Here is a 23,891-nt window from a genome sequence, read left to right as displayed (position 1 = left end):
GCGGTCGATTTTTGCGGCGGCGTCACATTTCGCCGCAGACTTCGACAATCGCATCCGCCACCGCCCGCACCCGCGCCGTACGGTTCAGGTCGCCGTGCAGCACCAGCCAGATATCGTAGGCTTCGGCGCGCTGCGGCCAGATCCGCGCCAGCAGCGGATCGCTGTCGGCCATGTGGGTCGGCAGCTCGCCGATGCCGAGTCCGGCGCGCACCGCTTCGATCATCATCAACCCGGAATTGACTTCCATCGCCACCCTGGCGTTGCCGATAGCTTCGCCGCACAAGGCCACCCCTTGAGAGGGTGAAATGCTGCGCTGGTAGATCACCAGGTCATGCCCGGCCAACGCGGTATCGGGCTGCGGCTCGCCACGCAGTTTCAGGTAGCTTTTTGCCGCATACAGGCCCACTTCGCGGCGCGTCAGGTGGCGCGAAATCAGGTCCGGGCTGCTGGGACGTATGGTGCGCACCGCCAGGTCCGCTTCGCGCCGGGTCAGGTTCGATACCTGGGTGGAAGTGCTCAGCACCACCCGGATATCCGGATGCACAGCGTGCAGCCGCTGCAGGGCGACCATCAGGAAATGCTTGCCCATGGTATCGGTCGCTGCCAGCCGCACCACGCCGGATAAACGATCGTCGATGCCCTGCATCTGCCGCTGCAGCTGGTCGGCGGCATGCTCCATCCGCTCCGCCGCGGCAAACGCCAGCTCGCCGGCCGGGGTCGGCACGTAGCCGGTCGGGGTGCGCAAGAACAGGCGCGCGCCCAAAACCTGCTCCATGGCGTTCAGGCGGCGGCCGGCGGTGGCCTGGTCCACCTGCAGCAGCGCCGCGGCGCCGCGCAGCGTGCCGGCGCGGTATATGCCGAGGAAAATCCGGGCGTTGTCCCAATCCATAATTTTCTCCTTGATGATGCATTTTTGCATCAGGCCAATGAAATTATACGGATTTATTACATCAGCCGAGCGGACTACCATAGAACCTTGCCGGTCAATGCCGCTACATCACAGGAGAAACGGACCATGTCAGCTCAATGCCCCATCCCCACCGCCAGCGCTGCCCGCACGGCCCCCAGCGGTTTGCTGCCGCTGCTGACGCTGGCGATCGGCTTCGTGATGGCGATGCTGGACGTTACCGCCGTCAATGTCGCCTTGTCCGACATCGCGCACAATCTGTCGGTGCCGCTGAGCGGCCTGGTGTGGGTGGTGGACGGCTATACGCTGACCTTTGCCGCCCTGCTGCTGGTCGGCGGCGCGCTGGCGGACCGCTACGGCGCCAAGGCCATCTACTTGAGCGGGCTGGTAGTGTTCATGCTCGGCTCGCTGCTGTGCGGCGCCGCGCCCGACGGCAATACCCTGATCGCCGCCCGCATGCTGCAGGGCGTCGGCTCGGCCTTGTTCATGCCCAGCTCCCTGAGCCTGCTGACCCACACTTACGAAGACGACCGCGTCCGTGCGCACATGCTGGGCACCTGGTCGGCGATTGTCGCGGTGGCGGCGGCCATGGGGCCGCTGGTGGGCGGCGTGCTGGTCGACAGTTTCGGCTGGCGCAACGTGTTCCTGGTCAATGTCCCGGTCGGCTTGCTGGGCCTGGTGCTGGCGCAGAAGGTGATTCCGGCCGCTCCCAGGCATTGGCGGCCGCTGCCTGCCGCCAGCCACGCGCTTGGCATCGCAGGACTGGCCAGCCTCTGTTTTACCTTGATCGAAGGACCTGTGTTCGGCTGGACCTCCGCGCCCATCCTGGCCACCGCGGCGCTCGTGGTGATCGCCCTTGCCTTGCTGGTGCGGCGTGAACGGAATGGCGCAGAGCCGTTGCTGCCGCGCGCATTATTCGCCACGCCACGCTTTGCCGCCGCCAATGCAATCGGCTTCCTGATCAACTTCGGCGCATTCGGCCAGCTGTTCCTGCTGAGCCTGTTCTTGCAGCAGGCGCGTGGCGCAGACGCCTTGCACACCGGTTTGCAGCTGCTGCCGGTGATGGCCGTATTTTCTATCGGGAACCTGCTGTCGGGACGCATTACCGCGCACTGGGGCGCGCGCCTGCCCATGCTGGGCGGCCTGCTGCTCGCGGCTTTGCTGGCCGCGCTGCTGACCGGCATGCGGCCGCACACCTCTTATCCGTTGTTCGCGCTGGCGGTCGCCATCGCCAACTGGGGCGTCGGCATCGCCGTACCCGCCATGACCACCACCGTCATGCAGATTGCCGGACGCAGCCATGCCAACAGCGCCGCCGCAGCCTTGAACGCCAACCGCCAGATCGGCGCGCTGGTCGGGGTCGCCATCATCGGCAGTATCCTGCACGCGGCGCCAAGCTGGGAAATACGGATTCCGCTGGCTTTCGGCGCGATCGGCCTGGCTTACGGCGCCGCCGCCTTGCTGGTCGGGCGCTACATCATGAGTCCCGCCAAAGCCTGACCTCCGCATGGCAGGCCTGGCCGAAACCGCAAGCGCTTTGGCGGCTTGCGGTTTCTTTTTTGCTATCCCGGGCTACACTTAACCAAGCTATGCGCAACCGAAAGATGATACATTTAACACATTTGGTTCCAGCAGCAACCTGTTGCATTCCTAAATGGGAGACGCATGAAAAATTCATTTCTATTTCTCGCCGCTATCCTTCTTGCCGGCTGCAGCGCATTGCAACCTAACGTGCGCAGCTACACGCCGCCGCCGCGCAGTCCGGCGCCGGTATCGCTGTCGGAATCGCTGAGCCCGTCGGAGCAAGTGATCGATGTGCCGCAGCAGCCATCGGCCCGCAAAGGCGGCGAACTGTCTGACACCGTGGAGCGCATGGCGCGCAAGACGGCTTGCCTGCCGGCCCAGCCTGGCGCAACGCTGATCGCCAAGACCGGCGCCATCGAGACCTACCAGGTCAGTTGCCAGGATGGCCAGCAGCAGCTTTACAAATGTGAACAGCGGCAGTGCCGCATGATGAATTAAATCCAGGCCACAGGCGGGTCCCATGAAAACAGCACTAGGAATACTGGTCTTGATTTCGCTGCTGTCCGGCTGCGCCTATCCAAACCTGAAATGCGACGATCCCGATGTCCGCCCGTCCTGGTGCGACGATACGGGTGCCAGCCACGGCGCCAAACGCGCGCAATAAGAACCGCCCGGCTCGGACGGGTGGCAGCTTCCTGGATTTTATAACGGTGGCGCGGCGATGAACTCGGCCAGGTGCTCGGCCTGTTCAGCGTATGCCTGCAGCGTCGGATAATCGGCCGCGATGACGATTTCAGGCAGCATCATTTGCGTGAACTGCCAAGCCACAGCGGTGCTCACCCCGGCCTGGTTGATCGTCTTGCTGCTGACTTCCAGCGGCTTGTTGCGCAGTTCCTGCTCCAGTGCCTGGTAAGCCGCGAACAGCTGGCCCTGGACGCGGGCGACCCACGGCTCGTGCTGCTTTTCCACCGGCCGCAAATTGCGCTCATAGACAATCTGCACGGTTTTTTCGCATGCCGCCAACGCCAGCCCGATCACCCGCAACGCATGCTGGCGTTCGCCGATGACGGCCGGCATCAGGCTCTTGCGCGGCGCCGCCAGCGCTTCCGCGTAATCCAGGATAAGGCTGGAATCCATCAGCACCTCGCCGTCGTCGCATACCAGCGACGGCGCCTTGACGACCGGATTGATCTGGCGGAATTGTTCGAAAGTGCTGAACACCGAGACGGAATGGTGTTCGAATGGGATGCCAAGCAGTTGCAAGGAAATCGAGACGCGGCGGACGAAGGGTGAGTCAAGCATGCCGATGAGCTGCATAGGTTCTCCTGTTGATGGTTCAGCGACGCGGCACGCAGCCGGCGCGTTGAATTTATCGGAGGGAAATCCTAGCACAGATTGCTGCGCTCACCGGTTGCCGGCAGCAGCAAAGGCGGTTACATCAGGCCTCTTCCACCTCGCGCTTGGCCGGGCTTGCGTAGATATCAATACATTTGAATGCGTCCGCATAGCGCTTCGGATCGCCGCCGGCTTCCAGGCGTTTCTTGAATTCCTCGGCCTCGCCGGTGCTGTCGAATTCGTAGGCAAGTCCTTTAAAAATGACGGTAGCTTCAGTCAGCCTGACCATTGCAATCTCCTTAGCCCAATGTCGAAAGATAAAGATTCCCCTGCCTGGCAAAAACATCGACTTCCCGCCGCGCGGGAAATGCAGTGCCGATCGTGCAGGAAAAATAGCGGATGCCCGGCTCCGCCGCGACAGCGGCGCACCGGGCATGCGGCCCGTTTCATTCCTTTGATAGTACGCTTTTGGTGACCCGTCTTGAACTGTCAATAGTGGCAGTTATTTGCATATTACTGCAAGTTCGCGGCGACGCCCTGATCAAGCAGGCGCGATTGCGATTCCGGACCTATTCACTGTTGTCCACGGACAGGCATCTGTCAAACAAGAAAATGTTATGACTTTGTCGGTCAACGTAAAAGAAAAGCCCTGGCATGAAAACATGTTGCAAAAGCGATATTTTTCCCTGGCCTGAATGCCGGCCTATTGCCGTACCGTGGAACGCACCAGCCCTACGAAGTTTTGCAGGTCATTGGCGGCCAGGTCGGATACCGTCCAGTAATTCATGCCGTCCCAGGTCCAGCGCACCAGGTGGTAGCCTTGATGATTTTGCAACTGCGGCGGCTGGTCGCGGTCGTTGCTCGGCCAGATATACAGATTGATCGGATGCCGCGCGCGGCGATAGACCAGCGCGGCCACCGGCCGGCCGTCGAGATAATCGAGGCGGCCGCCCACCAGCGGAAAACCTTGCTGCGCCAGGTCCACCACCGGCGGGGAGAAATCGAGTTTGCCGTTGAACCACGGTTTTACCGTGTGCTGGTCGCTTGAAACCACGTCCGACAGATGGTCGACCTGCAGCGAGCGCACATGGCTGGCCACCACTTCGCCGGTCAGCCGGTCCTGGTCTGACGGCAGGTTGAGATACAAACCGACGCTCCAGGCCAGCGCCAGCCCGGCTGCCATGGCGGCGCCCAGGTTCATCCAGTTGAAACGCCAGGACCTTGCGCGCGCGGCTTCTGCCGGCAAAGCGCTGTTGATGCGGTGCGCCAGATGCAGCGGCGCCTCGAAATAAACCGCTTCCTTCTTGAAGCGCGCGCTGACGATGCGCTGCGCCGCATATTCACGCTGGCAATCGGGGCAGTTTTCAAGATGGCGCTGCACTTCCTGCATCTCCACTATGCCGAGCTCCTGGTCTGCAAAAGCCGGCAACAGCTCCAGTGTTTCCTGATGATCCATCATGCCTCCTGCCTGGCCGGCGCAAGGATTGCCGCCAGCAATTTACGGCCGCGCCCAAGGCGCGACATTACGGTACCGATAGGGATGCCGACAATCGCGGCGATCTGCTTATAGGACAGTTCCTCCAGCTCGCGCATCACCATCACCTCGCGAAACTCCAGGGGCAAGGCGTGCAGCGCCTGCTGCAGCTGCCGTTCGCTGTCTTTCTGAATCAGCAGCAGCTCCGGGTTGCCGTCGGCCGTGCCGGCCGCGCTGAAATCATGCACGTCCTCGTCAAATGCCGTCTCCTGCCGCTGCTTCTGCTGTTCCTGGTACCAGGTATAGAAAGTATTGCGCACGATCGTCAGCAGCCAGGCGCGGCTGTCCTCGCCATGGAAACCGTCGTAGAACTTGAAGGCGCGCAGATACGCTTCCTGCACCACGTCCTCCGCGTCCTGGCGGCTGCGCGTGAGCCAGCATGCCAGGTTGAATGCGGAATTCAAGTGCGGCAGCACGTTCGCTTGGAATCGCTGTTTTTTTGTCGGGACTGTCATTCACGCGTTTCCAGGGTTCATGAAACACAAGACCGCAAATGCGAAAAAATTATTCCCGAAAAAGGCATTTATCCAGGAATAAACCACAGGGTACACCGGTATAGGCTTTTGTCGATCAAGTGATCGCGATAACCACGGGAGATATCGTCGACCATGCCAGATGGGATTCGCCCTGCCCGACTTTGGCCTGCGTACCGACGTGGCAGAAAGCAAGGTCTCAAGGATGGAATTTCTCGTGCCGTTCGAGCATCTGGGTGAAATCCTGGATCCGCTTGGCACGAGTCTCTGATTTCTTTGCGGTCTGTATCCGGAACAGCAGCGCATATCGATTGCCGCTGTCGAGGGTGGAAAAAAACGCCAGCGCGCGCGGACTGGCGTCCAGCGCTGCCTGGAAATCGGCCGGCACGGTGGATTTGCTGGCCGAGTCATAGGCCGCTTCCCAACGGCCGTCGGCCTGGGCGCGCTCGATTTCCTTCAGCCCGGCCGGCGCCATCCGGCCGCTCTCGGCCAGCAGCAGAGCCTTGTCGCGGTTGATCTTGGACCAGATGCTCCGGGCTGAGCGCGGCGTGAATTTCTGCAGCCAGTAATTTTCATCGTCGCCCTTTTTCTGGCCATCTATCCAGCCGTAGCACAGCGCCGACTCCAGCGCTTCCTGGTAGGAAACCGAAGCCTGCCCCGCACCTTTCTTCGCCAGCCGCAGCCAGACCCCGGCCGATTTGCCGTGGTTCTTTTTCAGCCATGCGGTCCAGTCCTTTTGCTGCTCGAAAAGTTCTATCGACAACGCCGCTGCCTTGTCTCGACCTGGATTCATCCGCTTTTCCTGGAGTGATGGAAGCTGCATTTTATTACCATTTCCATATTTTCCGGACCGGGATAGCCTTCGGCAAATATATATCGTATTGTGATATATTAGCCGTTCTCAAGAACCCTGCCGCCCAAAGCCGCAATTGCCAGATGCCGCCATCCTCCCTCTCCAAGCAAGACTTTGAAGCGCTGTCGACATTCCGTTACCAGCTCCGTAAATTCCTGCGCTTCAGCGAAGAAGCGGCCCAGAGCGAAGGCGTCACGCCCCAGCAATACCTGCTGTTGCTGCACGTAAAAGGCACCCCCGGCCGCGACTGGGCCAGCGTCGGCGAGCTGGCCGAGCGCTTGCAGTCGCAGCACCACAGCGTGGTGGCGCTGATATCGCGCTGCGAAAAACTCGAGCTGGTGCAACGCCGCAACAGCGAAGTCGACCGCCGCCAGGTGAACATCCACCTGCTGCCGGCCGGCGAACGCTGCCTCGCCAAGCTGGCCGAACTGCACCATGCCGAATTGAATACCCTGGCCGACATCTTCCGCATCCCGACCATCAATAGCTGAGAAATCCACCATGTCATCGACACCGCACTCACACAAACGCGATTTCGCGGCGGACACGCGGCTGCTCAGGATTTCCCTGATCGCGCTGGTCATCGGCGGCTTCGGCACGCTGGCGGCATACGCCTTGCTGAACCTGATCAGGCTGTTCACCAACCTGTTCTTCTATCAAACGCTGTCTTTCGCCGCCCGTTCACCCGCTGGCCACCATCTCGGGGCCTGGGTGATCGTGTTGCCTGTGCTGGGCGGCTTGATCGTCGGCCTGATCGCGCGCTTCGGTTCCGACAAGATCCGCGGCCACGGCATTCCAGAAGCGATTGAAGCGATCCTGTTCGGCAAAAGCAAGATGTCGGCCAAGGTCGCCGTCCTCAAGCCGCTGTCGTCCGGCATCGTGATCGGCAGCGGCGGCCCGTTTGGCGCCGAAGGTCCGATCATCATGACCGGCGGCGCCATCGGCTCGCTGATCGCGCAGCATTTCCACCTGACCGCGGCCGAACGCAAGACCTTGCTGGTCGCCGGCGCGGCGGCCGGCATGACGGCGGTGTTCGGCACGCCGGTGGCAGCGGTGCTGCTGGCGGTGGAACTGCTGCTGTTCGAACTGCGGCCGCGCAGCCTGCTGCCAGTCATCGTTGCCTGCGCCGTTGCCGGATTCACCCGGCCGCTGCTGCTGGACGCCGGTCCGCTGTTTCCCATGCAGACGCCGGAAATCGGCCCCAGCGCCCTGTTCTCCTGCTTCGTTGCCGGCATCCTGAGCGGCGCGTTGTCGGCGCTGATGTCGACTGCCTTGTACCGGGTCGAAGACCTGTTCGGCAAACTGCCGATCCACTGGATGTGGTGGCCGGCGCTGGGCGGCGTCGCGGTCGGCATAGGCGGCTATTTCGAGCCGCGGGCGCTGGGCGTAGGCTACGATGTGATCGGCGACCTGCTCAACGGCAGCCTGGCTTTGCAGCTGGCGCTGAGCCTGCTGCTGGTGAAAGCCGTGATCTGGGTGATTGCGCTCGGCTCCGGCACCTCCGGCGGCGTGCTGGCGCCGTTGCTGATCATCGGCGCCGGCCTGGGCACGGTGCTGGCGCCATGGCTGCCGGGCGGCGATGCGCATTTGTGGCCGCTGGTGTGCATGGCCGCGGTGCTGGCCGGGGTATTGGGCGCCCCGCTGACGGCCGCCGTGTTTGCTTTCGGCCTGACCCACGACACCAATGCCTTGCTGCCGCTGCTGCTCACCACCGGCGTCGCCTACGGCTTTACGGTGCTGACCATGCGGCGCTCGATCATGACGGAAAAGATCGCCCGCCGCGGCTATCACATCTATCGCGAATACGGCGTCGATCCGCTCGAGCGCCAGCATGTGGATGAAGTGATGACCCATGCGGTGGCGGCGATTCCCGCCAGCCTCGCTATTGCGGAAACGCTGGAGCGCTATTTCGGTGCGCAGCAGGCGCACCGCTGCTATCCGGTGGTCGACATGAACCAAGGCTTGATGGGCATGGTTGAACGCAGCAGCTTCAGTCCGCAAGCCGACGGCAGCAATCCCCTGACGACCTTGTTCAATCCGGCCTGCCTGGAGCATTCTGCCGCCTTGGTCGCGCTGCCGTCCGAAACCTGCCGCGTCGTCGCCGCGCGCATGGCGACCCATCGCCTGGAACGGCTGCCGGTGGTAAGCGACCTGCAAAGCCGGCGCCTGGTCGGCATCATCAGCCGCAGCGACCTGATCAAGCCGTCACGGCTGTTTTTCGACGAAGAGCAGAAACGCGAAAGATTGTTGAGCTGAATCCAGTCAGGCCGCCGGCCGCCGTGTTTCAAACCGGTCCGCCAGCTGGTCCAATCCCTGCAGAATATGATCGGGTGACTGCCCTAACTCGTCAAACGCGTTGCCGGCCCGGTTGATCCAGCAGACCGGATAGCCGAAATGCCGCGCACCGGACGCATCCCATGCATTTGACGAAACGAACAGCAGTTCCGAACGATCGCAATGCATCTGCTGCTCCGCCAGCTGGTAGACCTTGTCGTGCGGCTTGAAGATACGCACGCTGTCGGCGCTGATCAGGTGCGCGAAACACTGTTCCAGCCCGGATGCCTCTACCACGCTGCGGATTGAACTGGCAGAACCGTTGGACAGGATCGCCAGCGGCAATCCCATCGCCTGCAGCCTTGCCAGCGCTGCGGGCACTTCCGGGTACGGCGCAATCCTGAGGTATTCCGCGCAAAGCGCTGAAAACGCGGCCTCGCCGAGCGATAGCCGCAGCTGCCCGGACGTAAACTCCAGGGCGTCGCGAGTAACCTGCTCGAAATCGGCATAGTCGCCCATCAGGCTGCGCAGCCAGGTGTACTCGAGCTGCTTCTGCCGCCAGACCGTGCTGATTTCGCGCCCTCGGCCCGGGTGATAGGCGTCGCAGGCAGCGGCGACCGAATGCACGTCGTATAGCGTGCCGTAGAGATCGAATACGATACCTCTTATATTCTTCATTGCTCTTCCTCTGTAAGCTGGCGGATCAGTCGTTTCCTCGTCCCCATGCCTCAGTGTAAATGAGAATACTGCTCGCCACTTTTCTGCTGCTCGCGCCGCTGGCCGCGTCCGCGCACCGGGTTGTCAGCGTGGCCGACGGCGACAGCATGACGCTGCAGGTTGGCCGCAACCGGGTCAAGCTGCGCCTGGCCGATATCGACGCGCCGGAAATCAGGCAGGCGTTCGGCCCGCAGGCCCGGCAATCGCTGCATCAGCTCTGCGCCGGCACGGATGTCCAGTACAACACACGCGCCACCGATCGTTTCGGCCGCGGAGTTGCGACCGTGCGCTGCAATGGCGTTGATGCCGGCCGGGCCCAGGTGGAACGCGGCATGGCCTGGGCCTCCGCACGAAGCAACCGCGAACTCAAGGCTCTTGAGGCAATCGCGCGCAATAACAGGACCGGATTGTGGTCAGCATCGAATCCGGCGCCGCCCTGGCGTTTCCGGCACAGCGCCTCCCGCGGCGCGGCTTGCCATGTCGGCCCGCGCGGTGGACGCTATCAATGGATTGACGGACGCAAGGCGTACGGCTGCTGAAACATGCCGGGCTGGATGGCGCCGGCGGCACATCCCTGAATGGCTTCATTCGGTGCGCGCGGCGCCGGATTTGGCCGAGTAGCCGTCGTTGAGTGTTTTCAGGAAAGCGATCAGGTCGCCGATTTCGTCCTCGTCCAGGGCCGGCGCTTCGCCCGCCTTGCGGTTCAGCGGAGCGTCCAGGTTGTCGATGTTGGCGCGGTAACGCGGCGGCAGGTCGTCGAACTTGGCGACTTTGCCTTTTACCTTCGGATACCACCTGGCGGGATCGGTGTCGCGCGTGACATAAAAATGCATCATGTCTTCCAGCGTATGGAAACGGCCGTTATGGAAGAACGCTGCCCGCGTCGCCACGTTACGCAAGGTGGGTGATTTGAACATGCCGCAGAATTCGGCCTCCCGCGCCATATCCTTGCGCTCGGGGCCGCAGATGCCAAGGTCGGCATATTTCGGATTGCGGTTCGCCGCGATCTCGAGGTTACGCGGCACGCCCAGCGCCTGGAAACCGAAGTCGGTGAATTGCGCCGGCCGTCCTCCCGGCCCGGGCGTGTCGATGTGGCACTTGGCGCAATTGCCCTTGCCTGGATTGTTGAACAAACCGTAGCCGCGCAATTCGGCCGGCGCAAACTCGGCGTTGCCGGCCATCGCCGCATCGAATTTGCTGGTATAGGGATGGAAGCTCGCGTCTTCCGTCTGGAATGCTTCCAGCGCCAGCGTCGCCTGTTCCAGTGCTGCCGCCGGCCGCTGGAAGATATCGGCGCCGTAGGCCTGCCGGAACTGTTCGGCATAAGCGGCTTTTTGCAGCTTGGCGACCACCGCCTGTGGATCCGGATTGGCCATCTCATTGGGGTTAAGCAGCGGAATCAGCGCCTGCTCATGCAAGGAGTCGACCGCGCCATCATGGGTGAAGCCGCCGGTAGGACCTTCATCCTCGGTATCGTCCGGACCGGGGACGTAGTAGTGGCGCGTAAACTTGGGAGTGAAACCCAGGTAACGCAGGGACGGCACGGCGCGCGTCCCTTGCCGTTGCATGTCGGCGCCGCCCAGCTGCACGGCCAGGCCGTTGGGCGGACCGTAAGCATGGTCAGGACTGTGGCAGGTGGCGCAAGACATGGCGCCGGAAGCCGACAGCGAGGGATCGAAGAATATCTGCTTCCCCAAACTCGCTGCAGCACTCAGCGCAACCGGCGGCTCAGGATAACGCACCCACATTTTCAGCGCCGGTTTAGGCGCAGCCGACGCCGCGCCAGCCGCAAGCGCCGCCCGGGCCGGCGTTTCCGCATCGTGGCAGCCAGCCAGCAACGCAGCCGCAAACAGCACAGCAGCGCCATGCCAACGCATACAAACAAGCCAGCCGCAATTGTTGCCCAAGATTCTCAACCCATTTCCATAAAGCCGCATTTAAATTAGGGTCAGAGTCGAATTTTTATTTGAGGAAATATTTGACTCTGCTCCTCATTTTTTAATTCGACTCTGACCCTAATTTTTTCAGGTCAGAAGTTGAACATTGCCATCAGGTCACCGATGGCGGTGGTGTTGACCGGGCGGTACTGGTCGGCGGCGAGGCTGACCGGGTTAGGCAGGTTGTCGCGGCTGCGGGGCGACAGCGGCGCCAGGCGCCAGTTGCGCTCGATGAATTTCAGCACCGATGAGTGATCGTAGTAGGTGTGGTCGATGAAGCCGGTGCGGGCGTAAGGCGACACTACCAGGAACGGGATGCGCGGGCCGTCGCCGAAGAAGTCGACGTTCTGGATGTAGCCGGTGTCGAAGTGGCCGCCGCCTTCATCGGTAGTGACCAGGATCGCGGTATGCGCCCACAGCGTCGGGTTCGCCTTGACCTTGGCGATCAGGTCTTGCAGGAATGCCTCGTAGCGCGCCGGTGCTGAATAGCCGGGGTGGCCGCTGTCGAGGTTCTTGGGGACCACGAACGAAACCGCCGGCAAGCTGCCCTTGGCGATGTCGCTGTAGAAGGTGGTGAGGCCTGCCAGGTTCGATTTCAGGCTGCTGTTCATGATGTTGCTGGACGCGACCAGCGGATCGCCGATGGCGTTGTATTGGGCCCCTTGCGTCACCGACACCGGGAAACCAAGGGCGGCGGCGTCGGCGGTGACGTCGGCTGTTTCGCGGGCGCCCGTATACCACTTCCAGCCGACGTTTTTCTTGGCCAGGCCTTCGGCGATGGTCGGCACGGTTTGCGGCGGGTAGTTGTAATTGTTGGGACCGATAGGCTGCACATTGCCGTTCATGTCGTAGCCCGGATTGTAATTATTGACCAGGTAGTATTTGCCGGCCTCGCAATTGCTCTTGACCTTCTTGCTGCCCAGGAAATTCAGGATGGCGCCAACGCCAGGCTGGCCCGCATCGGAACAATTGACGTAAGAGCCGCCCTGGTAGCCGTCCTGTGAATAGAAATTGGGGGTTTGCGCCAGCGGATTCGGATTCTCGATCTGGTTCGCCGGCGGCACGCCAATTGCGCCGCCGCTGTTGAAATACGGCAGGTCGCCGGTAGCGATGCTGAAGAAGTTGGCGCCGGTGCCGCCCATGATGCTCTGGTGATAGTTGTCGCTCAGGGCATATTGCTGCGCCAGCGATTTGAAGAAAGGCGCATCGCCGGTGTTCATGTTAAGGAAGCTCATCAGCTCGCCGCCCTGCCCCGGATTGCTCGGTGTGATGCCGGTGGTGTCGCCGCCCTGGCCGACGGTGGCGGCGACCCAGGTAAACATATCCAGCTTGGCATTGTCGCCGCCGGTTTGCTGCCACATCTGGAAGAAGCGATGCACCGGATCGCCGGTCAGCGCGCTGTTGGCGGTGCCGTAAGCCACGTATTTGGTCAGCTGGAACGGGCCGTTCGGCAGGTTTGCCGGGAAACGGGTGTCCGGCACGCCGCCCGGATTCTGGAAGGTCGGCGGGCTGAGTTCGCCGATTGCGGTCGGTTGCGGCAGGTTAGCGTAAGCGCCGGCGCGGGCCGGGTTAAGCGTATAGGCAGTCTGGCTAGTCCCCTGGTTTTGCAGCGCCAGGCTGAAGTTCGGACCGGGCGTGCCGTCGGCGTTGATGATCCCTTGCGACAGCAAATTCTTTACGGTCTGCCCTTGCGGCGGCTGATAAGCGCCGAATACCGCATCGAAGGTCTGGTTTTCGCCGACGATCACGATAACGTTCTGGATCGGGGTGGTGGTCGGGCCGTTGTTCAGCGCCACCAGCGACTGGATCGCGCTGGCCGGCAATGCGCCGCTGACGCTGCCGCTGGCCGGGATCGTCAGGACCGCGCGATTGGCATCGGCGCCGACCGCGACCTGGCCGGTATGTACGGTAAAGCGCGCCAGCTCGAACAGATTATCGAGCGGATCGCTTGCAATCGCCTGGTAGGCGGTGCTGCCTATCGGATCGCCGGTCTCGCTGGCAGGCACGCCCAGCGCGGCAAACAAAGGCTGCAGCGGCAAGGAGACATCGCTGACCGCCTGCGCTATGCTGGCCGAGCTGATCTTGGCGGCGCTGATTTGGGCTGCGTTCGGGCTGCCGTTCGGGATCATGCCGAGCACACGCTGGGTTACCAGCGAGGTCAGAGGATTCAGGTTGGCTTGCACGGTACCCACCTGGGTCGAGCTCGGATTGATGACAGCAGACAATGTGGCAGCGCTGCCATCGGCGTCGTTAAACGGCGCGGTCAGGATAAAGGGCGCGTTGCCTTTCAGCGTCAGCGTGAACTTGCCGCTGGCGTCGGTCAACGCCGTCTGTACGTTCTGGCCGCTGCTGTCGGTGATGGTTACATTGACGCCGGCCAGCGCTTTACCGCTCGCCGCAACGCCGTTGACCGTGGCGCCGCCAGCGCCAAGCGCATTTCCGCCGCCACCGCTGCAGCCGCTCAGATAGGCTAGCGTTGCGCATGCCAGCGCCAAGGAACGAAGTTTCATGGTTATCCCGTGATTGGATGATTGTCAGGTTCAAGCCAAAGTGCATGAGCGCCGCAGGCGGCATGCATCTGGATAAACCCGCATTCTCACGAGGAAATGTGACTGCCTGATGTCAGGAATTTCCGAAGCTGAAAAAAGCAACAAACCGCTTGTTTAGAATGAGCATTCCATTGCGCCGGATGATTTAGTGTGTTGTGTTCGGAAAATAAAAGGAGAGTTATGAAGATGTCGCTGATCCTCTTTTATGCAGCCTTGAGAGGTTACTGGAATAGCTACCCTTCATTCGCTGCCAAAGCCGCAGTGACTTGTTCAAGATATGGACCGGCAAACCGGTTCCCGTGCTTGGAGCTGCGCAAGGCCATATGCCACTGCCCAACGACGGCCCTCAGTGAGGCGGATGTTTTAGCGCGTTCAATCTGTTGAATGACGTCAGCGGCAAGCAGACCTAGATACGTGTGTGCCGTTGTGGTCATAAAATCTTTAATTTTCCTGATTTCAGTATCGTCTTGAGTCAGCGCGTTTTCTACTCGTCGCGGCGTAACATCGATTGATTCCTGCGCAGAAAACTGAGCAGGCCTAAAAGACTTCGCAACAGGAATCTCTTGCACCTTTTTGGGTTCTGCCTCGGACAAAGTAATAAAAAGATGTGTTGAGAGGACAGAAACGATATCGTCCAATTCATTCTGCGGCATCACTCCCTTGAGCGCGGCTAAATTCTTGGTGCCATCCATCACGATGAGGACGCTGCGCTGACGGGACGACAAACCAAATGTGCGCTGCGCAATTTCCTCGCGACCTTTTGCGGTCTTGATGAAAACTGCGGACAATGAGTAAGCTCGCGACGCTGTCATACAAAGTTATCCAGAGTGGATTTAAACATCGACGATAGCCGAAAGATATGACAGGGATATTTCACGATTCCAATCGCCCTGCCTACCCAGTCGCATCCAATCCGTTCCAAACAAAGATGGCATGCCGAATAGCGTGCCAGACGAGCCAGAAAAACAAAAACCCCTTAAACATCAAGGGGTTAATGAGAATATCTGGCGGAAGCGGTGAGATTCTTACAAACCCGCATGAATACTGGCAGTACGTTCGTAGTGGTGGCACATATGGAGTTAGTCGGCGTACTACTTTACTGTTGGGAACGCGACGTCCATGGATTTGGCCGTGCTGAGCCGGTCGCACCGGGTCGATGTCGTCCAATTGTTTGCAGCGGAAGGCGCGAAGGTGGCCGTTGTTTCGCGCACCGCCGAAAATGTCGATCGCGTCGTCTCGGACATTCAGGCAGCGGGCGGCATCGCGCTCGGCGTGGTATGTGACATCGCCGATCCCGATCAGATCACGACCTCGGTCGACAAGGTGGTGGCTGCGTATGGCAGTATCGACATCCTCGCGAACAATGCTTTCGATCCATCTTCGGTTTCATCGTCGATCCTTATTCAGGCGAGTCCAAATGTTTTTCTCAGGCTTGCATCGACGGGGCCGGCAGGCATGAAGCGACGCAATTTGCTCAGAAGAGATGCTTGGCCTTTCGGAGTGCGCCGCATTCTCCAAGGACCCAAAGCAGCATCGACAATCGCGGTCGCGACACCATCGGGCTCAGGTGCGCCTTTGACATTTTGTTCAATTGCGCGGAACACGCCGTTGCGCTCATCGTCATAGGCTGAAAGTTGGGAAGCCGCATGGGGTGCATTGAGATCCAAATTGGTCTTGGTGAAGGAAGGTTCGACAAGCGCCACACGGATTCCGAACTTGCGCACCTCATGATCCAAGGTCTCGGACATGCCCTCAACGGCATGTTTGGATGCTGAATAGAGCCCCATGTACGGAGCCGGAAGGAAGCCCAGCACTGAGCTGACGTTGACGATCCTTCCCGAACGTTGCTCGCGCATGTGCGGCAATACCGCTTGTGTTGTGCGCAAGATGCCAAAAACATTGGTATCGAACAGCGACTGAGCCTCGGCGATCGACGTTTCTTCCGTCGAGCCAAGCAGGGTCACGCCTGCACTATTGACGAGCACGTCAATGCGCTTGGCCTCAGCGATGATGGTCCGGATTCCATGTTGAACAGACGCTTCGTCACGGATATCCATTTCCACCAGCACGACACCAGGTATTGACTGTGCTTTTGCAGTATTGCGTACGGTACCGAATACTCGGCAACCACGCTTGACAAACTTCTCTGCGGTGACTCGCCCGATGCCCGACGACACGCCGGTAACAACGACAACGTTAGAATTCGACATAGCAGTTCCTTTCTGGTTGTGTGAATTGGGATGAACGGCAGATCAGGCTGGCGAAGGGACTGGCCGGATCTTGAACCAGATGGAATACATCGCCGGCAAGAACACGAGGGTCAGGATCGTCCCTGCAAATGTGCCGCCGATCAACGTGTAAGCGAGCGTGCCCCAGAACACCGAATGGGTAAGCGGAATGAAGGCCAAGATCGCCGCCAATGCGGTCAAGACCACCGGCCGGGAACGCTGCACTGTCGCCTCGACAACCGCATGGAATGGGCTCAATCCCGCCTGTTCGTTGTGGCGGATTTGCCCGATCAGAATCAGCGTGTTGCGCATCAGGATGCCCGACAGTGCAATCAGGCCGACCAGCGCATTGATGCCGAATGGCTGCTGGAACAGAATCAAGGTTGGCACCACACCGATCAGGCCAAGTGGGCTGGTCAAAAAGACCATGACCATTGCGGAGATCGAGCGCACCTGGAAGATGATGATGAGTAGGGTTACTGCCAGCATGATGGGAAATAGCGGCAACATTGCTTTCGTCGCTTTTCCTGACTCTTCGATGGAACCGGCCTCCTCGATGCGGTAGCCGCCAGGCAGTTTGTCCATGATGGGCTGGAGCTTCTGGGTGATGGCTGTTGACACGTCCGGCGGCTGCAAGCTATCGGCGATGTCGCCCCGCACGGTGATCGTCGGCATCCGGTCGCGACGGCGCATGATTGCTTCCTCCATGCGCACGTCGACCTTACCCACCTGCGACAGCGGAATGCGTTGGCCATTGGCGCCAGCCAGCGTGAAGTCCGCGATCTTCGCCAGGTCGAGCCGGCTGTCGCCAGCCGAACGGGCCGTGACTTGCACCGTGCGGATGTCCTCGCGTACGGTGGTGACAGGCGCACCGCTGAGCAAGAATTGCAGTTGCTGCGCCACGGCGCTGGAGCTCAGCCCGACGGCCTGCAAACGGTCTTGCTGCAAGGTGAAGTGCAGCATAGGCGTACGCGTGCCCCAGTCAGCGTTGACTGTGCGCATCATCGGACTGGCTTCCATGACCCGTTGCACTTCAGCCGCGATACTGCGTAGCTTGTCCTGGTCCGGGCCAGCGACCCGGTAGGCGACCGGGAACGGCGAGTACGGGCCGAATACGAGCTGGGTGACACGCACGCGCGCCTCAGGGGCGAGACCCTCGGCGATTGCCTTGCGTAACCGCTTTTTCAATACCTCGCGCTCATCCTGGTTGTCTGTGCGGATCACGATCTTGGCAAACGACGGGTCAGGCAGTTCTGGTCCCATTGCCAAGTAGAAGCGTGGCGCGCCTTGACCAACATAGGCCGTGACGATCTTCGCTTCCGGCTGTTTAGCCAACCATGCTTCCACCTTCTCTGTGGCGGCGCTGGTCTGGCCGATCGAGGTGCCATAGGGCATCTGCACCTCGACCAGCACTTCGGGGCGGTCGGAGATCGGGAAGAATTGCTTCTTGACCACTGCCATGCCTAGCACAGCCACAACGAAAAGACCCACTACAGTACCGGCGACCAGCCACTTGCGTGCGATAACGCGTTCCAGCACCTGGCGGAAGCGGTTATAGCGCGGCGTATCGTAGAGTGCGTCGTGGCCGCCTTCGACTTTTTTGAGATCGGGTAGCAGCTTGACGCCAAGGTAAGGTGTAAAGACTACGGCGACTACCCACGACGCGATCAGTGCGATGCCGACAATCCAGAACATATTGCTGGTGTATTCGCCGGCGGTGGAACGGGCAAAGCCATTGGGCATGAAGCCGACGGCCGTGACCAGCGTGCCGGAGAGCATTGGCGCGGCCGTGTGGCTCCACGCATAGGCAGACGCGGAAATGCGGTCGTAGCCTTCTTCCATCTTTACCACCATCATCTCGATGGCGATGATGGCATCGTCCACAAGCAGTCCCAGTCCCAGGATCAGCGAGCCCAGCGTGATGCGGTCGAAGTTCTTTCCGGTCGCGGCCATCACAATGAAGACTGCCGCCAGCGTCAGCGGCACAGCCGCAGCGACTACGATACCCACACGCCAGCCCATGCTCACGAAACACACCACCATGACCACCAGCAGCGCGACGAAGAACTTGACCATGAACTCATCGACCGCCGAGCTGATGTTGACGGCTTGGTCTGTGACCTTGGTCAGGCCCATACCCTGCGGCATGTCGGCGTTGATCGCACCGACCTCTTTATCCAGCGCCTTGCCCAAGTCTAATCCGTTCCAGCCATCGCGCATGACGATGCCCAACAGCAGCGCGGGTTCGCCGCCGTTGCGGATCATGAAAGTCGCCGGGTCCTCATAGCCACGCTTGATCGTGGCGATGTCCGACAGCTTCAATGTGCGGCCTTGCGCCACGACCGGCGTATCGCGGATCTTTTGCAATTCATCGAAAGCACCGTCCAGGCGAATAAACACCTGCGGTCCCTTGGTTTCCACGGAGCCAGCGGGCGTCAGCGCGTTCTGGCTATTGAGTGCGGCGAATACTTCCTGCGGGCTGACGCCCAGCGTTGCCAGGCGCTCATGCGAAAACTCGACATAGATGCGCTCGGACTGCTCGCCGACGATGTTGACCTTCTTTACACCTGGCACATGCAGCAGGCGCTGACGCAGCGTCTCCGCGTCGCGTACAAGTAGACGCTGTGGTTCGCCCTTGGCCTTGAGTGCGAATAGAGCAAAGGTGACGTCCGCGTATTCATCGTTGACCATCGGCCCGATCACGCCAGGCGGAAGGTTGCTTGCCTCATCGCTGATTTTCTTTCGGGCTTGGTAAAACTCCCCCTGCACTTCCGATGGCGGGGTGCTGTCGAGCAGGTTCAAGGTAGTGAAGGCCAAACCAGGTCTGGTGTAGGTCTCGGACCGGTCGTACCAGCGTAGTTCCTGCAAGCGCTTTTCGATCTTTTCGGCAACCTGGTCTTGCATTTCCTGTGCGGTGGCGCCTGGCCAAGCAGTAACGATGGTCATCACCTTGACCGTGAACGCGGGATCTTCCGCTCGTCCAAGTTTGAAGAAGGAAATGAGCCCGGCCAACGAGATCAGGCAGATCAGAAACAAGGTGACGGAGCGCTCGCGTACGGCGAGCGCCGACAGGTTGAAGCGACCTTCGCTCATGGCCGCACTCCCACGGTTGCGGCGGCGGCCTGGTCAGCCACCCGCACCTGCTCGCCTTCGTGCAGCAGGTGAGCGCCGAGTGCGACTATCCGGTCACCTGGTTTGAGCTGACCTGCAATGTACGCGCCGTCGTCGTCCAGTCGCTGGACCGCGACCGCCCGCCAGGAAACCTTTGCTGGCTTGCCTTCGATGACCCAGACTCCCGCCCCCTTGCCCGCGTCGAACAGCGAGCCAATCGGCACCCACAGGCCGCCTTGCTCAGCGGGATGTGCGTCCGGGATCTGAACGCTGACCGTTGTGCCCAGTGGGGCGTTGGACATCTCCCCGTCCAGCACATACCGCGCCTCGAAGGTGCGGGTCAGCCGGTCCGCAGTGTCCGAGAGTTGCCTGAGTTTGGCTGGAACGATAACGCCCTCTTTGCCAAAGAGCCTGGCTTGGCCTACCGAGCCGACCGCGGGGCGCAAGGTTTCCGGCAATTGGATGATGGCTTCGCGGCGTCCGGCATGGGCTACACGCACCACGACTTGTCCGGCGTTGACGACTTGACCGGGTTCGACCAGCGTTTCCATGATGACGCCATCGGAATCCGCTACCAGCTCCGTGTATCGGCTCGCGTTGCGAGCAACTTCGGCTTGGGCTTCGGCCGCATTGAGCTGGGCTTTGGCAGTATCTGCCGCAGCCTTGACTTGGTCGTAGGCTGAAGCCGATATCGCGCCGGTTCCACGCAGGTCGCGGTAGCGGGCTTCATCGTCCGCCGTTTGCTGCTCCCGTGCTCGTGCTGCGGCGACTGCTTCCTGCTGAGCATGCGCGGCAAGCTTCAGATCGACGGGGTCGATGCGCATGAGTGGTTGCCCGCGCTTAACGGTTTGCCCCGCGTCCACAAGCCGCTCCAACACCTTGCCAGAGACCCGGAAACCAAGATCGCTTTGTACCCGAGCGGCTACGGTTCCGGTGAACGTACGTGATGCAGCGACCGCGCCCTGAATGGTAGCCGCACGTACCAACGGCGCTTCGGTACGTGGATCGGATTGCGGTTTTTCGCCACAAGCGACCAGTGCAAACGGCAATGTAGATAGGGCGGCAGAGAAAACGAGGCGGCGGAGCATAGAAATCCCATAAAGAGCTAAACAGGATTTCTATTTTGGGACTAGTGACCAACTATGTCAATGGTCACATCAATATTTGGTGCTTATGGCGATAGACTGCGCAACACCAGATTAGATAGTTGCGCTGGGGCATCGTCCGCGGAATCAAAACTTTGCTGCAAAAGCAACGGATTGAGATAGGGGCGAATGACCAGGTAAATCGCCGTCGCCGTTTCATCGAGCGGCGTCTTGCGCTCAAACTCCTCTGTCTCACGCCCCTGACGCAGGATGTCCTGCAACATTGCCTTGACGCGCCCCTCATAGGTGCGTACCGCCTCCCAATGTTCGGTGGCAGCCGAAGCCGCAATGTCATAGAGCTTGCGATCTTCAAAAAACAGGCGAACGCTTGACTCGACGCCCGTCTTGAACATGCGCCGAAGTTTCTCTGGTGGGCGGTCGACTCCGTCAACGGCTGCCCTGACATCGGCTTCAATCTCGTGCAGGCAATTTGCGCAAATCAGTTCGCCAATGGCCTGCTTGGACTCGAAAAACTTGTAAATATAGGCTTTGGAAAAGCCGATGGCCTTGGCAAGGTCAGAGACGGTGGTCTTTTCGTAGCCGTACAGGCGGAAGTGCTCGGTAGCCGCGACAACAATTTGATCTCGCACTTCGTGATCGACTGGGCCTCGGGCTGAGCCCGGATTAGTGGTTGCTTTGCTCATATTCAATAGCTTACCCCTTATCTTCGACTTGCACAACGAGTGACGATTTCATGATATAGTCACTTCACAATTTCTCCCTTTCACTTCGCGGAAGATACCCATGCTACTTAAACGCACTCTCCTCATGTTGGTCGTCGCCAGTCTTTCGGCGGGTTGCGCTGTCGGGCCGGATTACATTCGGCCCGACACGCCCATGCCAGGCCGCTACCTTGGTCAAACGGCAGTTGAGCAACGGCATGCCAACGCCACTGCCGATTTCAGTGTGTGGTGGGGAAGTTTTGGCGATCCGCAATTGACCCGCTTCGTAACGCTTGCGCTGGAGCAGAATTTGGATCTTGCGCAAGCAGCCGCTCGCGTCGCCCAGGCGCGCGCAGGACTCGGGGCCGCGAATGCCGCGTTGCTGCCTTCCGGCAACATCAATGCCCAAGGTACACGAGCTTACCAATCAGTTGAAACGCCATTGGGGCAAGTCTTGAATTCAAGGCCCAATTTCGATCGTTATGGCAACGCCTATGAGGCCAACCTCGGCGTAGGCTGGGAGCTGGACGTATTTGGCGGCCTGCGTCGCGGACGGGAAGCGGCACTGGCCGAGTATCAGGCTTCGGAGGCTGGCGCGGCGGCGACACGATTGGCGGTGGCGGCACAGACCGCCGACATCTATATCAGTATACGCGGGCTGCAAACTCGCTTAGATGTTGCTCGCCGGCAGGTACAGACGCAACAGGAACTACTCTCAACCATCAATCTGCTTTATGGCAAGGGATTGGCAGCCGAACTTCAAGTGCGGCAGGTCGAGGGCGCGCTCGCCCAGGTGCGGGCATCGGTACCGGTCCTAGAAACAGGGCTGGATACAGCCATGAATGCGCTGGACGTGATGCTAGGCACACCGCCCGGTACGCATCGGGAGGAGCTGGCTAATGCTGGCGTCATTCCGGTCGCTCCGCAAATCGCATCAACCGGCTCGCCGGCTGATTTGCTCAGGCGCCGGCCCGATCTGATCGTGGCCGAACGCCGTCTGGCTGCGTCGAACGCGCGTATCGGCATGGCGATCGCCGAGTATTACCCCAAGCTCTCCTTTAGCGGACTGATCGGCAGCGCGACATCTTTATCTAGCGGCAACCTGTTCACTGGTGGCGCAAGCCAAGCCGCCGGCGTGCTGGGCCTTCGCTGGCGCCTGTTCGACTTCGGCCGCATCAACGCGCAGATTGACCTAGCCAAAGGCCAGGAAGCCGAGGCGCTAGCCGGTTATCGGCTCGCCGCGCTGCGCGCCACCGAAGACGTGGAAAACGCATTCTCGGCCCTGGTAAAACGCGAAGATCAGGCCGGCATACTCAGTCAGGGTGTGGATTCTCTCAGTCGAGCGCGGGGGGCCTCGTTTGCGGCATACCAGAAAGGGGTCGTCAGCCTTATCGAAGTCCTGCAAGCCGACGAGAATTTGCTACGTGCGTCCGATATGCGAGCGCAAGCGCAAACCGAATCCGCACGCGCGGCGGTCGCGGCATTCAAGGCGCTCGGCGGCGGTTGGCAACCTCAGGAATCCGAAGCGGTAGCTATTAGGTAGCACAGTACGCGTCAACGGAGACGGACGAGAACATATGGAATTTTGCTACCTGCGCTGCTTTGCCGCGGCCGCTGAAGAATTACACTTCGCCCGTGCGGCCGAGCGATTGCACATCGAGCAGTCGCCGTTGTAGCGGGCTATTAAGGAACTGGAATCCCACTTGGCCGCGCAGTTGTTCGAGCGGACGACACGACGCACGCGGTTGACCTGGACGGGTATTGCTTATATGACGCCGCCCTGATTGAAGGTCTGAGACAGCATGCCGTCCGCGTCCCCAGTGCCTTGATATTGTTTCGTGCCGTCCTGACTTCCCCGAAAAGCAGCAAATCAGGATTTGCTGCATAAGCATACACTTGAGGGGTCTGATTGACTGCTTTCGGGTCGCATCCGTAACCGGCAGCTCCTGGCCGAATTGGGTCAGTCACGATGGACTCAATTCGCCTAAAAACGGTTATTGCAGCTGTGGCTGTAAAGAAATCACAGCCATGCCTACCAAGGCTATCCCCGCACCGGCAACATCCCAACGACTCAGCACAATTCCATCAACAAATCGGAGCCACAGTAAAGCGACCGCTATGTACATCCCACCGTATGCCGCATAAGTCCGGCCAGCCGCTGTCGGATGCAGTGTGAGTAGCCAGGAAAACAGAGCTAATGACACAGCAGCTGGGACCAAGAGCCAGACTGACTTCCCTTGTTTCATTACCAGCCAAGGCAAATAACAGCCCACGATTTCTGCCAAAGCAGTGATAGCGAACAAGGCGCCAATCTTCAGGAATGCCAACATTTTTACCCTATGAACGTTTCCTGCGAGTTGCAGGCAAGGCCATTATGGATGAACTGCCGCAAAAGACGGCTACCTATACGCACCTCAATATGCGGAAACGATTTGAAAAATGCGGAAACGATTGCTTGGAAAAGGACTTGCGAGAAAAGCAAAACGGCCCGTAGAGGGCCGTTTTGCTTGGATCTGGCGGAAGCGGTGAGATTCGAACTCACGAACGGGATAAACCGTCGCTAGTTTTCAAGACTAGTGCCTTCAACCACTCGGCCACACTTCCTGGGAAGGTCGTCATTATACCCATTTTGCAGAAAATTA

At 60.2% G+C, this 23,891-nt stretch carries 22 protein-coding genes, 1 tRNA gene and 2 pseudogenes; 9 read left to right on the top strand and 16 right to left on the bottom strand.

Annotated elements, in window-relative coordinates; translation table 11 throughout:
• Positions 1-22: 22 nt before the first annotated feature.
• Positions 23-889 carry a LysR family transcriptional regulator gene (locus tag AC07RZ_RS02495; RefSeq protein ID WP_494666758.1) on the bottom strand — a complete coding sequence of 289 codons (867 nt, stop codon included), beginning with the start codon at positions 887-889 and terminating at the stop codon, positions 23-25.
• A 126-nt stretch (positions 890-1,015) separates the two neighbouring features.
• On the opposite strand from AC07RZ_RS02495, the gene AC07RZ_RS02490 reads away from it, so the two are divergent.
• The 3 genes from AC07RZ_RS02490 to AC07RZ_RS02480 all read left to right on the top strand — a co-directional run bounded on the left by AC07RZ_RS02490 (position 1,016) and on the right by AC07RZ_RS02480 (position 3,095).
• Positions 1,016-2,407 (top strand): MFS transporter, encoded by a 1,392-nt coding sequence (locus tag AC07RZ_RS02490; RefSeq protein WP_494666757.1) that lies wholly within the window; start codon positions 1,016-1,018, stop codon positions 2,405-2,407.
• Positions 2,408-2,572: 165 nt separating this feature from the next.
• Positions 2,573-2,929, top strand: coding sequence for a hypothetical protein (locus tag AC07RZ_RS02485; RefSeq protein WP_494666756.1), 357 nt, complete (start codon positions 2,573-2,575; stop codon positions 2,927-2,929).
• Positions 2,930-2,951: 22 nt separating this feature from the next.
• Entirely contained in the window at positions 2,952-3,095 is a 144-nt protein-coding gene (locus tag AC07RZ_RS02480; protein ID WP_175500841.1) for a hypothetical protein, read from the top strand.
• A gap of 38 nt (positions 3,096-3,133) precedes the next feature.
• On the opposite strand, the gene AC07RZ_RS02475 is transcribed toward AC07RZ_RS02480, so the two are convergent.
• The 5 genes from AC07RZ_RS02475 to AC07RZ_RS02455 form a co-directional block, all read right to left on the bottom strand.
• Positions 3,134-3,748 carry a glutathione S-transferase gene (locus AC07RZ_RS02475; protein ID WP_494666755.1) on the bottom strand — a complete coding sequence of 205 codons (615 nt, stop codon included), beginning with the start codon at positions 3,746-3,748 and terminating at the stop codon, positions 3,134-3,136.
• Between the two features lie 121 nt (positions 3,749-3,869).
• On the bottom strand, positions 3,870-4,055 hold the full coding sequence (locus AC07RZ_RS02470; RefSeq protein ID WP_092392277.1) for a hypothetical protein: 186 nt from the start codon (positions 4,053-4,055) through the stop codon (positions 3,870-3,872).
• A 414-nt stretch (positions 4,056-4,469) separates the two neighbouring features.
• Complete coding sequence (locus AC07RZ_RS02465) at positions 4,470-5,225, bottom strand: anti-sigma factor family protein (RefSeq protein ID WP_494666754.1); 756 nt, start codon at positions 5,223-5,225, stop codon at positions 4,470-4,472.
• Complete coding sequence (locus AC07RZ_RS02460) at positions 5,222-5,755, bottom strand: sigma-70 family RNA polymerase sigma factor (RefSeq protein WP_494666753.1); 534 nt, start codon at positions 5,753-5,755, stop codon at positions 5,222-5,224. The genes AC07RZ_RS02465 and AC07RZ_RS02460 overlap by 4 nt, the downstream gene beginning before the upstream one ends.
• Before the next feature lie 217 nt (positions 5,756-5,972).
• Complete coding sequence (locus AC07RZ_RS02455; RefSeq protein ID WP_494666752.1) at positions 5,973-6,566, bottom strand: YdeI/OmpD-associated family protein; 594 nt, start codon at positions 6,564-6,566, stop codon at positions 5,973-5,975.
• A gap of 143 nt (positions 6,567-6,709) precedes the next feature.
• Here AC07RZ_RS02455 and AC07RZ_RS02450 point away from each other — a divergent pair, with 143 nt between their 5' ends.
• Both AC07RZ_RS02450 and AC07RZ_RS02445 read left to right on the top strand, forming a co-directional pair.
• A complete protein-coding gene (locus tag AC07RZ_RS02450) occupies positions 6,710-7,117 on the top strand; it encodes a MarR family transcriptional regulator (RefSeq protein WP_144736346.1) in 408 nt (135 codons plus the stop codon).
• 10 nt (positions 7,118-7,127) lie between these two features.
• Positions 7,128-8,882, top strand: coding sequence for a chloride channel protein (locus tag AC07RZ_RS02445; RefSeq protein WP_494666751.1), 1,755 nt, complete (start codon positions 7,128-7,130; stop codon positions 8,880-8,882).
• A 6-nt stretch (positions 8,883-8,888) separates the two neighbouring features.
• Here AC07RZ_RS02445 and AC07RZ_RS02440 read toward each other — a convergent pair whose 3' ends face one another.
• Positions 8,889-9,578 (bottom strand): haloacid dehalogenase type II, encoded by a 690-nt coding sequence (locus AC07RZ_RS02440; RefSeq protein WP_494666750.1) that lies wholly within the window; start codon positions 9,576-9,578, stop codon positions 8,889-8,891.
• A 59-nt stretch (positions 9,579-9,637) separates the two neighbouring features.
• Between AC07RZ_RS02440 and AC07RZ_RS02435 the strand changes: the two genes are divergently transcribed.
• A complete protein-coding gene (locus tag AC07RZ_RS02435) occupies positions 9,638-10,156 on the top strand; it encodes a thermonuclease family protein (protein ID WP_494666749.1) in 519 nt (172 codons plus the stop codon).
• A gap of 45 nt (positions 10,157-10,201) precedes the next feature.
• On the opposite strand, the gene AC07RZ_RS02430 is transcribed toward AC07RZ_RS02435, so the two are convergent.
• The 3 genes from AC07RZ_RS02430 to AC07RZ_RS02420 all read right to left on the bottom strand — a co-directional run bounded on the left by AC07RZ_RS02430 (position 10,202) and on the right by AC07RZ_RS02420 (position 14,915).
• Positions 10,202-11,494, bottom strand: a complete 1,293-nt coding sequence (locus AC07RZ_RS02430) for a cytochrome-c peroxidase (protein ID WP_494666748.1) — start codon at positions 11,492-11,494, stop codon at positions 10,202-10,204.
• A 152-nt stretch (positions 11,495-11,646) separates the two neighbouring features.
• The gene (locus AC07RZ_RS02425; protein WP_494666747.1) at positions 11,647-14,064 is read right to left on the bottom strand and encodes an alkaline phosphatase family protein; all 2,418 of its coding nucleotides are present in this window, start codon (positions 14,062-14,064) and stop codon (positions 11,647-11,649) included.
• A gap of 272 nt (positions 14,065-14,336) precedes the next feature.
• Entirely contained in the window at positions 14,337-14,915 is a 579-nt protein-coding gene (locus tag AC07RZ_RS02420) for a hypothetical protein (RefSeq protein WP_494666746.1), read from the bottom strand.
• A 307-nt stretch (positions 14,916-15,222) separates the two neighbouring features.
• Between AC07RZ_RS02420 and AC07RZ_RS02415 the strand changes: the two are divergent.
• Positions 15,223-15,459, top strand: a pseudogene (locus AC07RZ_RS02415) (SDR family NAD(P)-dependent oxidoreductase); the annotation flags it as partial.
• Positions 15,460-15,506: 47 nt separating this feature from the next.
• On the opposite strand, the gene AC07RZ_RS02410 reads toward AC07RZ_RS02415, so the two are convergent.
• The 4 genes from AC07RZ_RS02410 to AC07RZ_RS02395 form a co-directional block, all read right to left on the bottom strand.
• A complete protein-coding gene (locus tag AC07RZ_RS02410; protein WP_494666745.1) occupies positions 15,507-16,313 on the bottom strand; it encodes an oxidoreductase in 807 nt (268 codons plus the stop codon).
• Positions 16,314-16,355: 42 nt separating this feature from the next.
• Positions 16,356-19,424, bottom strand: coding sequence for an efflux RND transporter permease subunit (locus AC07RZ_RS02405; protein ID WP_494666744.1), 3,069 nt, complete (start codon positions 19,422-19,424; stop codon positions 16,356-16,358).
• Complete coding sequence (locus tag AC07RZ_RS02400) at positions 19,421-20,530, bottom strand: efflux RND transporter periplasmic adaptor subunit (protein WP_494666743.1); 1,110 nt, start codon at positions 20,528-20,530, stop codon at positions 19,421-19,423. Before AC07RZ_RS02400 ends, AC07RZ_RS02405 begins: the two co-directional genes overlap by 4 nt.
• An 83-nt stretch (positions 20,531-20,613) precedes the next feature.
• Complete coding sequence (locus AC07RZ_RS02395; RefSeq protein ID WP_494666742.1) at positions 20,614-21,231, bottom strand: TetR/AcrR family transcriptional regulator; 618 nt, start codon at positions 21,229-21,231, stop codon at positions 20,614-20,616.
• Positions 21,232-21,331: 100 nt separating this feature from the next.
• Here AC07RZ_RS02395 and AC07RZ_RS02390 point away from each other — a divergent pair, with 100 nt between their 5' ends.
• Together AC07RZ_RS02390 and AC07RZ_RS02385 are read left to right on the top strand one after the other, a co-directional pair.
• Positions 21,332-22,792, top strand: a complete 1,461-nt coding sequence (locus tag AC07RZ_RS02390; protein WP_494666741.1) for an efflux transporter outer membrane subunit — start codon at positions 21,332-21,334, stop codon at positions 22,790-22,792.
• 34 nt (positions 22,793-22,826) lie between these two features.
• Positions 22,827-23,021: pseudogene (locus AC07RZ_RS02385) on the top strand (LysR family transcriptional regulator); the annotation flags it as partial.
• Positions 23,022-23,243: 222 nt separating this feature from the next.
• Here the strand turns inward: AC07RZ_RS02385 and AC07RZ_RS02380 are convergent.
• Together AC07RZ_RS02380 and AC07RZ_RS02375 are read right to left on the bottom strand one after the other, a co-directional pair.
• Complete coding sequence (locus tag AC07RZ_RS02380; RefSeq protein WP_494666740.1) at positions 23,244-23,579, bottom strand: YnfA family protein; 336 nt, start codon at positions 23,577-23,579, stop codon at positions 23,244-23,246.
• A gap of 184 nt (positions 23,580-23,763) precedes the next feature.
• Positions 23,764-23,853, bottom strand: a tRNA-Ser gene (locus AC07RZ_RS02375).
• Positions 23,854-23,891: the final 38 nt, after the last annotated feature.

Source organism: Collimonas sp. GW821-FHT07E08 (assembly GCF_059418905.1).
Note: the sequence above shows the minus strand (reverse complement) of the source record. Positions and strands in the feature narration are given on the sequence as shown.

Bases quoted from the DNA above. Each gene is read 5' to 3' on its own strand.
- AC07RZ_RS02495 (WP_494666758.1), bottom strand. From the start codon at position 889: ATGGATTGGGACAACGCCCGGATTTTCCTCGGCATATACCGCGCCGGC.
- AC07RZ_RS02490 (WP_494666757.1), top strand. From the start codon at position 1,016: ATGTCAGCTCAATGCCCCATCCCCACCGCCAGCGCTGCCCGCACGGCC.
- AC07RZ_RS02485 (WP_494666756.1), top strand. From the start codon at position 2,573: ATGAAAAATTCATTTCTATTTCTCGCCGCTATCCTTCTTGCCGGCTGC.
- AC07RZ_RS02480 (WP_175500841.1), top strand. From the start codon at position 2,952: ATGAAAACAGCACTAGGAATACTGGTCTTGATTTCGCTGCTGTCCGGC.
- AC07RZ_RS02475 (WP_494666755.1), bottom strand. From the start codon at position 3,748: ATGCAGCTCATCGGCATGCTTGACTCACCCTTCGTCCGCCGCGTCTCG.
- AC07RZ_RS02470 (WP_092392277.1), bottom strand. From the start codon at position 4,055: ATGGTCAGGCTGACTGAAGCTACCGTCATTTTTAAAGGACTTGCCTAC.
- AC07RZ_RS02465 (WP_494666754.1), bottom strand. From the start codon at position 5,225: ATGATGGATCATCAGGAAACACTGGAGCTGTTGCCGGCTTTTGCAGAC.
- AC07RZ_RS02460 (WP_494666753.1), bottom strand. From the start codon at position 5,755: ATGACAGTCCCGACAAAAAAACAGCGATTCCAAGCGAACGTGCTGCCG.
- AC07RZ_RS02455 (WP_494666752.1), bottom strand. From the start codon at position 6,566: ATGAATCCAGGTCGAGACAAGGCAGCGGCGTTGTCGATAGAACTTTTC.
- AC07RZ_RS02450 (WP_144736346.1), top strand. From the start codon at position 6,710: ATGCCGCCATCCTCCCTCTCCAAGCAAGACTTTGAAGCGCTGTCGACA.
- AC07RZ_RS02445 (WP_494666751.1), top strand. From the start codon at position 7,128: ATGTCATCGACACCGCACTCACACAAACGCGATTTCGCGGCGGACACG.
- AC07RZ_RS02440 (WP_494666750.1), bottom strand. From the start codon at position 9,578: ATGAAGAATATAAGAGGTATCGTATTCGATCTCTACGGCACGCTATAC.
- AC07RZ_RS02435 (WP_494666749.1), top strand. From the start codon at position 9,638: ATGAGAATACTGCTCGCCACTTTTCTGCTGCTCGCGCCGCTGGCCGCG.
- AC07RZ_RS02430 (WP_494666748.1), bottom strand. From the start codon at position 11,494: ATGCGTTGGCATGGCGCTGCTGTGCTGTTTGCGGCTGCGTTGCTGGCT.
- AC07RZ_RS02425 (WP_494666747.1), bottom strand. From the start codon at position 14,064: ATGAAACTTCGTTCCTTGGCGCTGGCATGCGCAACGCTAGCCTATCTG.
- AC07RZ_RS02420 (WP_494666746.1), bottom strand. From the start codon at position 14,915: ATGACAGCGTCGCGAGCTTACTCATTGTCCGCAGTTTTCATCAAGACC.
- AC07RZ_RS02410 (WP_494666745.1), bottom strand. From the start codon at position 16,313: ATGTCGAATTCTAACGTTGTCGTTGTTACCGGCGTGTCGTCGGGCATC.
- AC07RZ_RS02405 (WP_494666744.1), bottom strand. From the start codon at position 19,424: ATGAGCGAAGGTCGCTTCAACCTGTCGGCGCTCGCCGTACGCGAGCGC.
- AC07RZ_RS02400 (WP_494666743.1), bottom strand. From the start codon at position 20,530: ATGCTCCGCCGCCTCGTTTTCTCTGCCGCCCTATCTACATTGCCGTTT.
- AC07RZ_RS02395 (WP_494666742.1), bottom strand. From the start codon at position 21,231: ATGAGCAAAGCAACCACTAATCCGGGCTCAGCCCGAGGCCCAGTCGAT.
- AC07RZ_RS02390 (WP_494666741.1), top strand. From the start codon at position 21,332: ATGCTACTTAAACGCACTCTCCTCATGTTGGTCGTCGCCAGTCTTTCG.
- AC07RZ_RS02380 (WP_494666740.1), bottom strand. From the start codon at position 23,579: ATGTTGGCATTCCTGAAGATTGGCGCCTTGTTCGCTATCACTGCTTTG.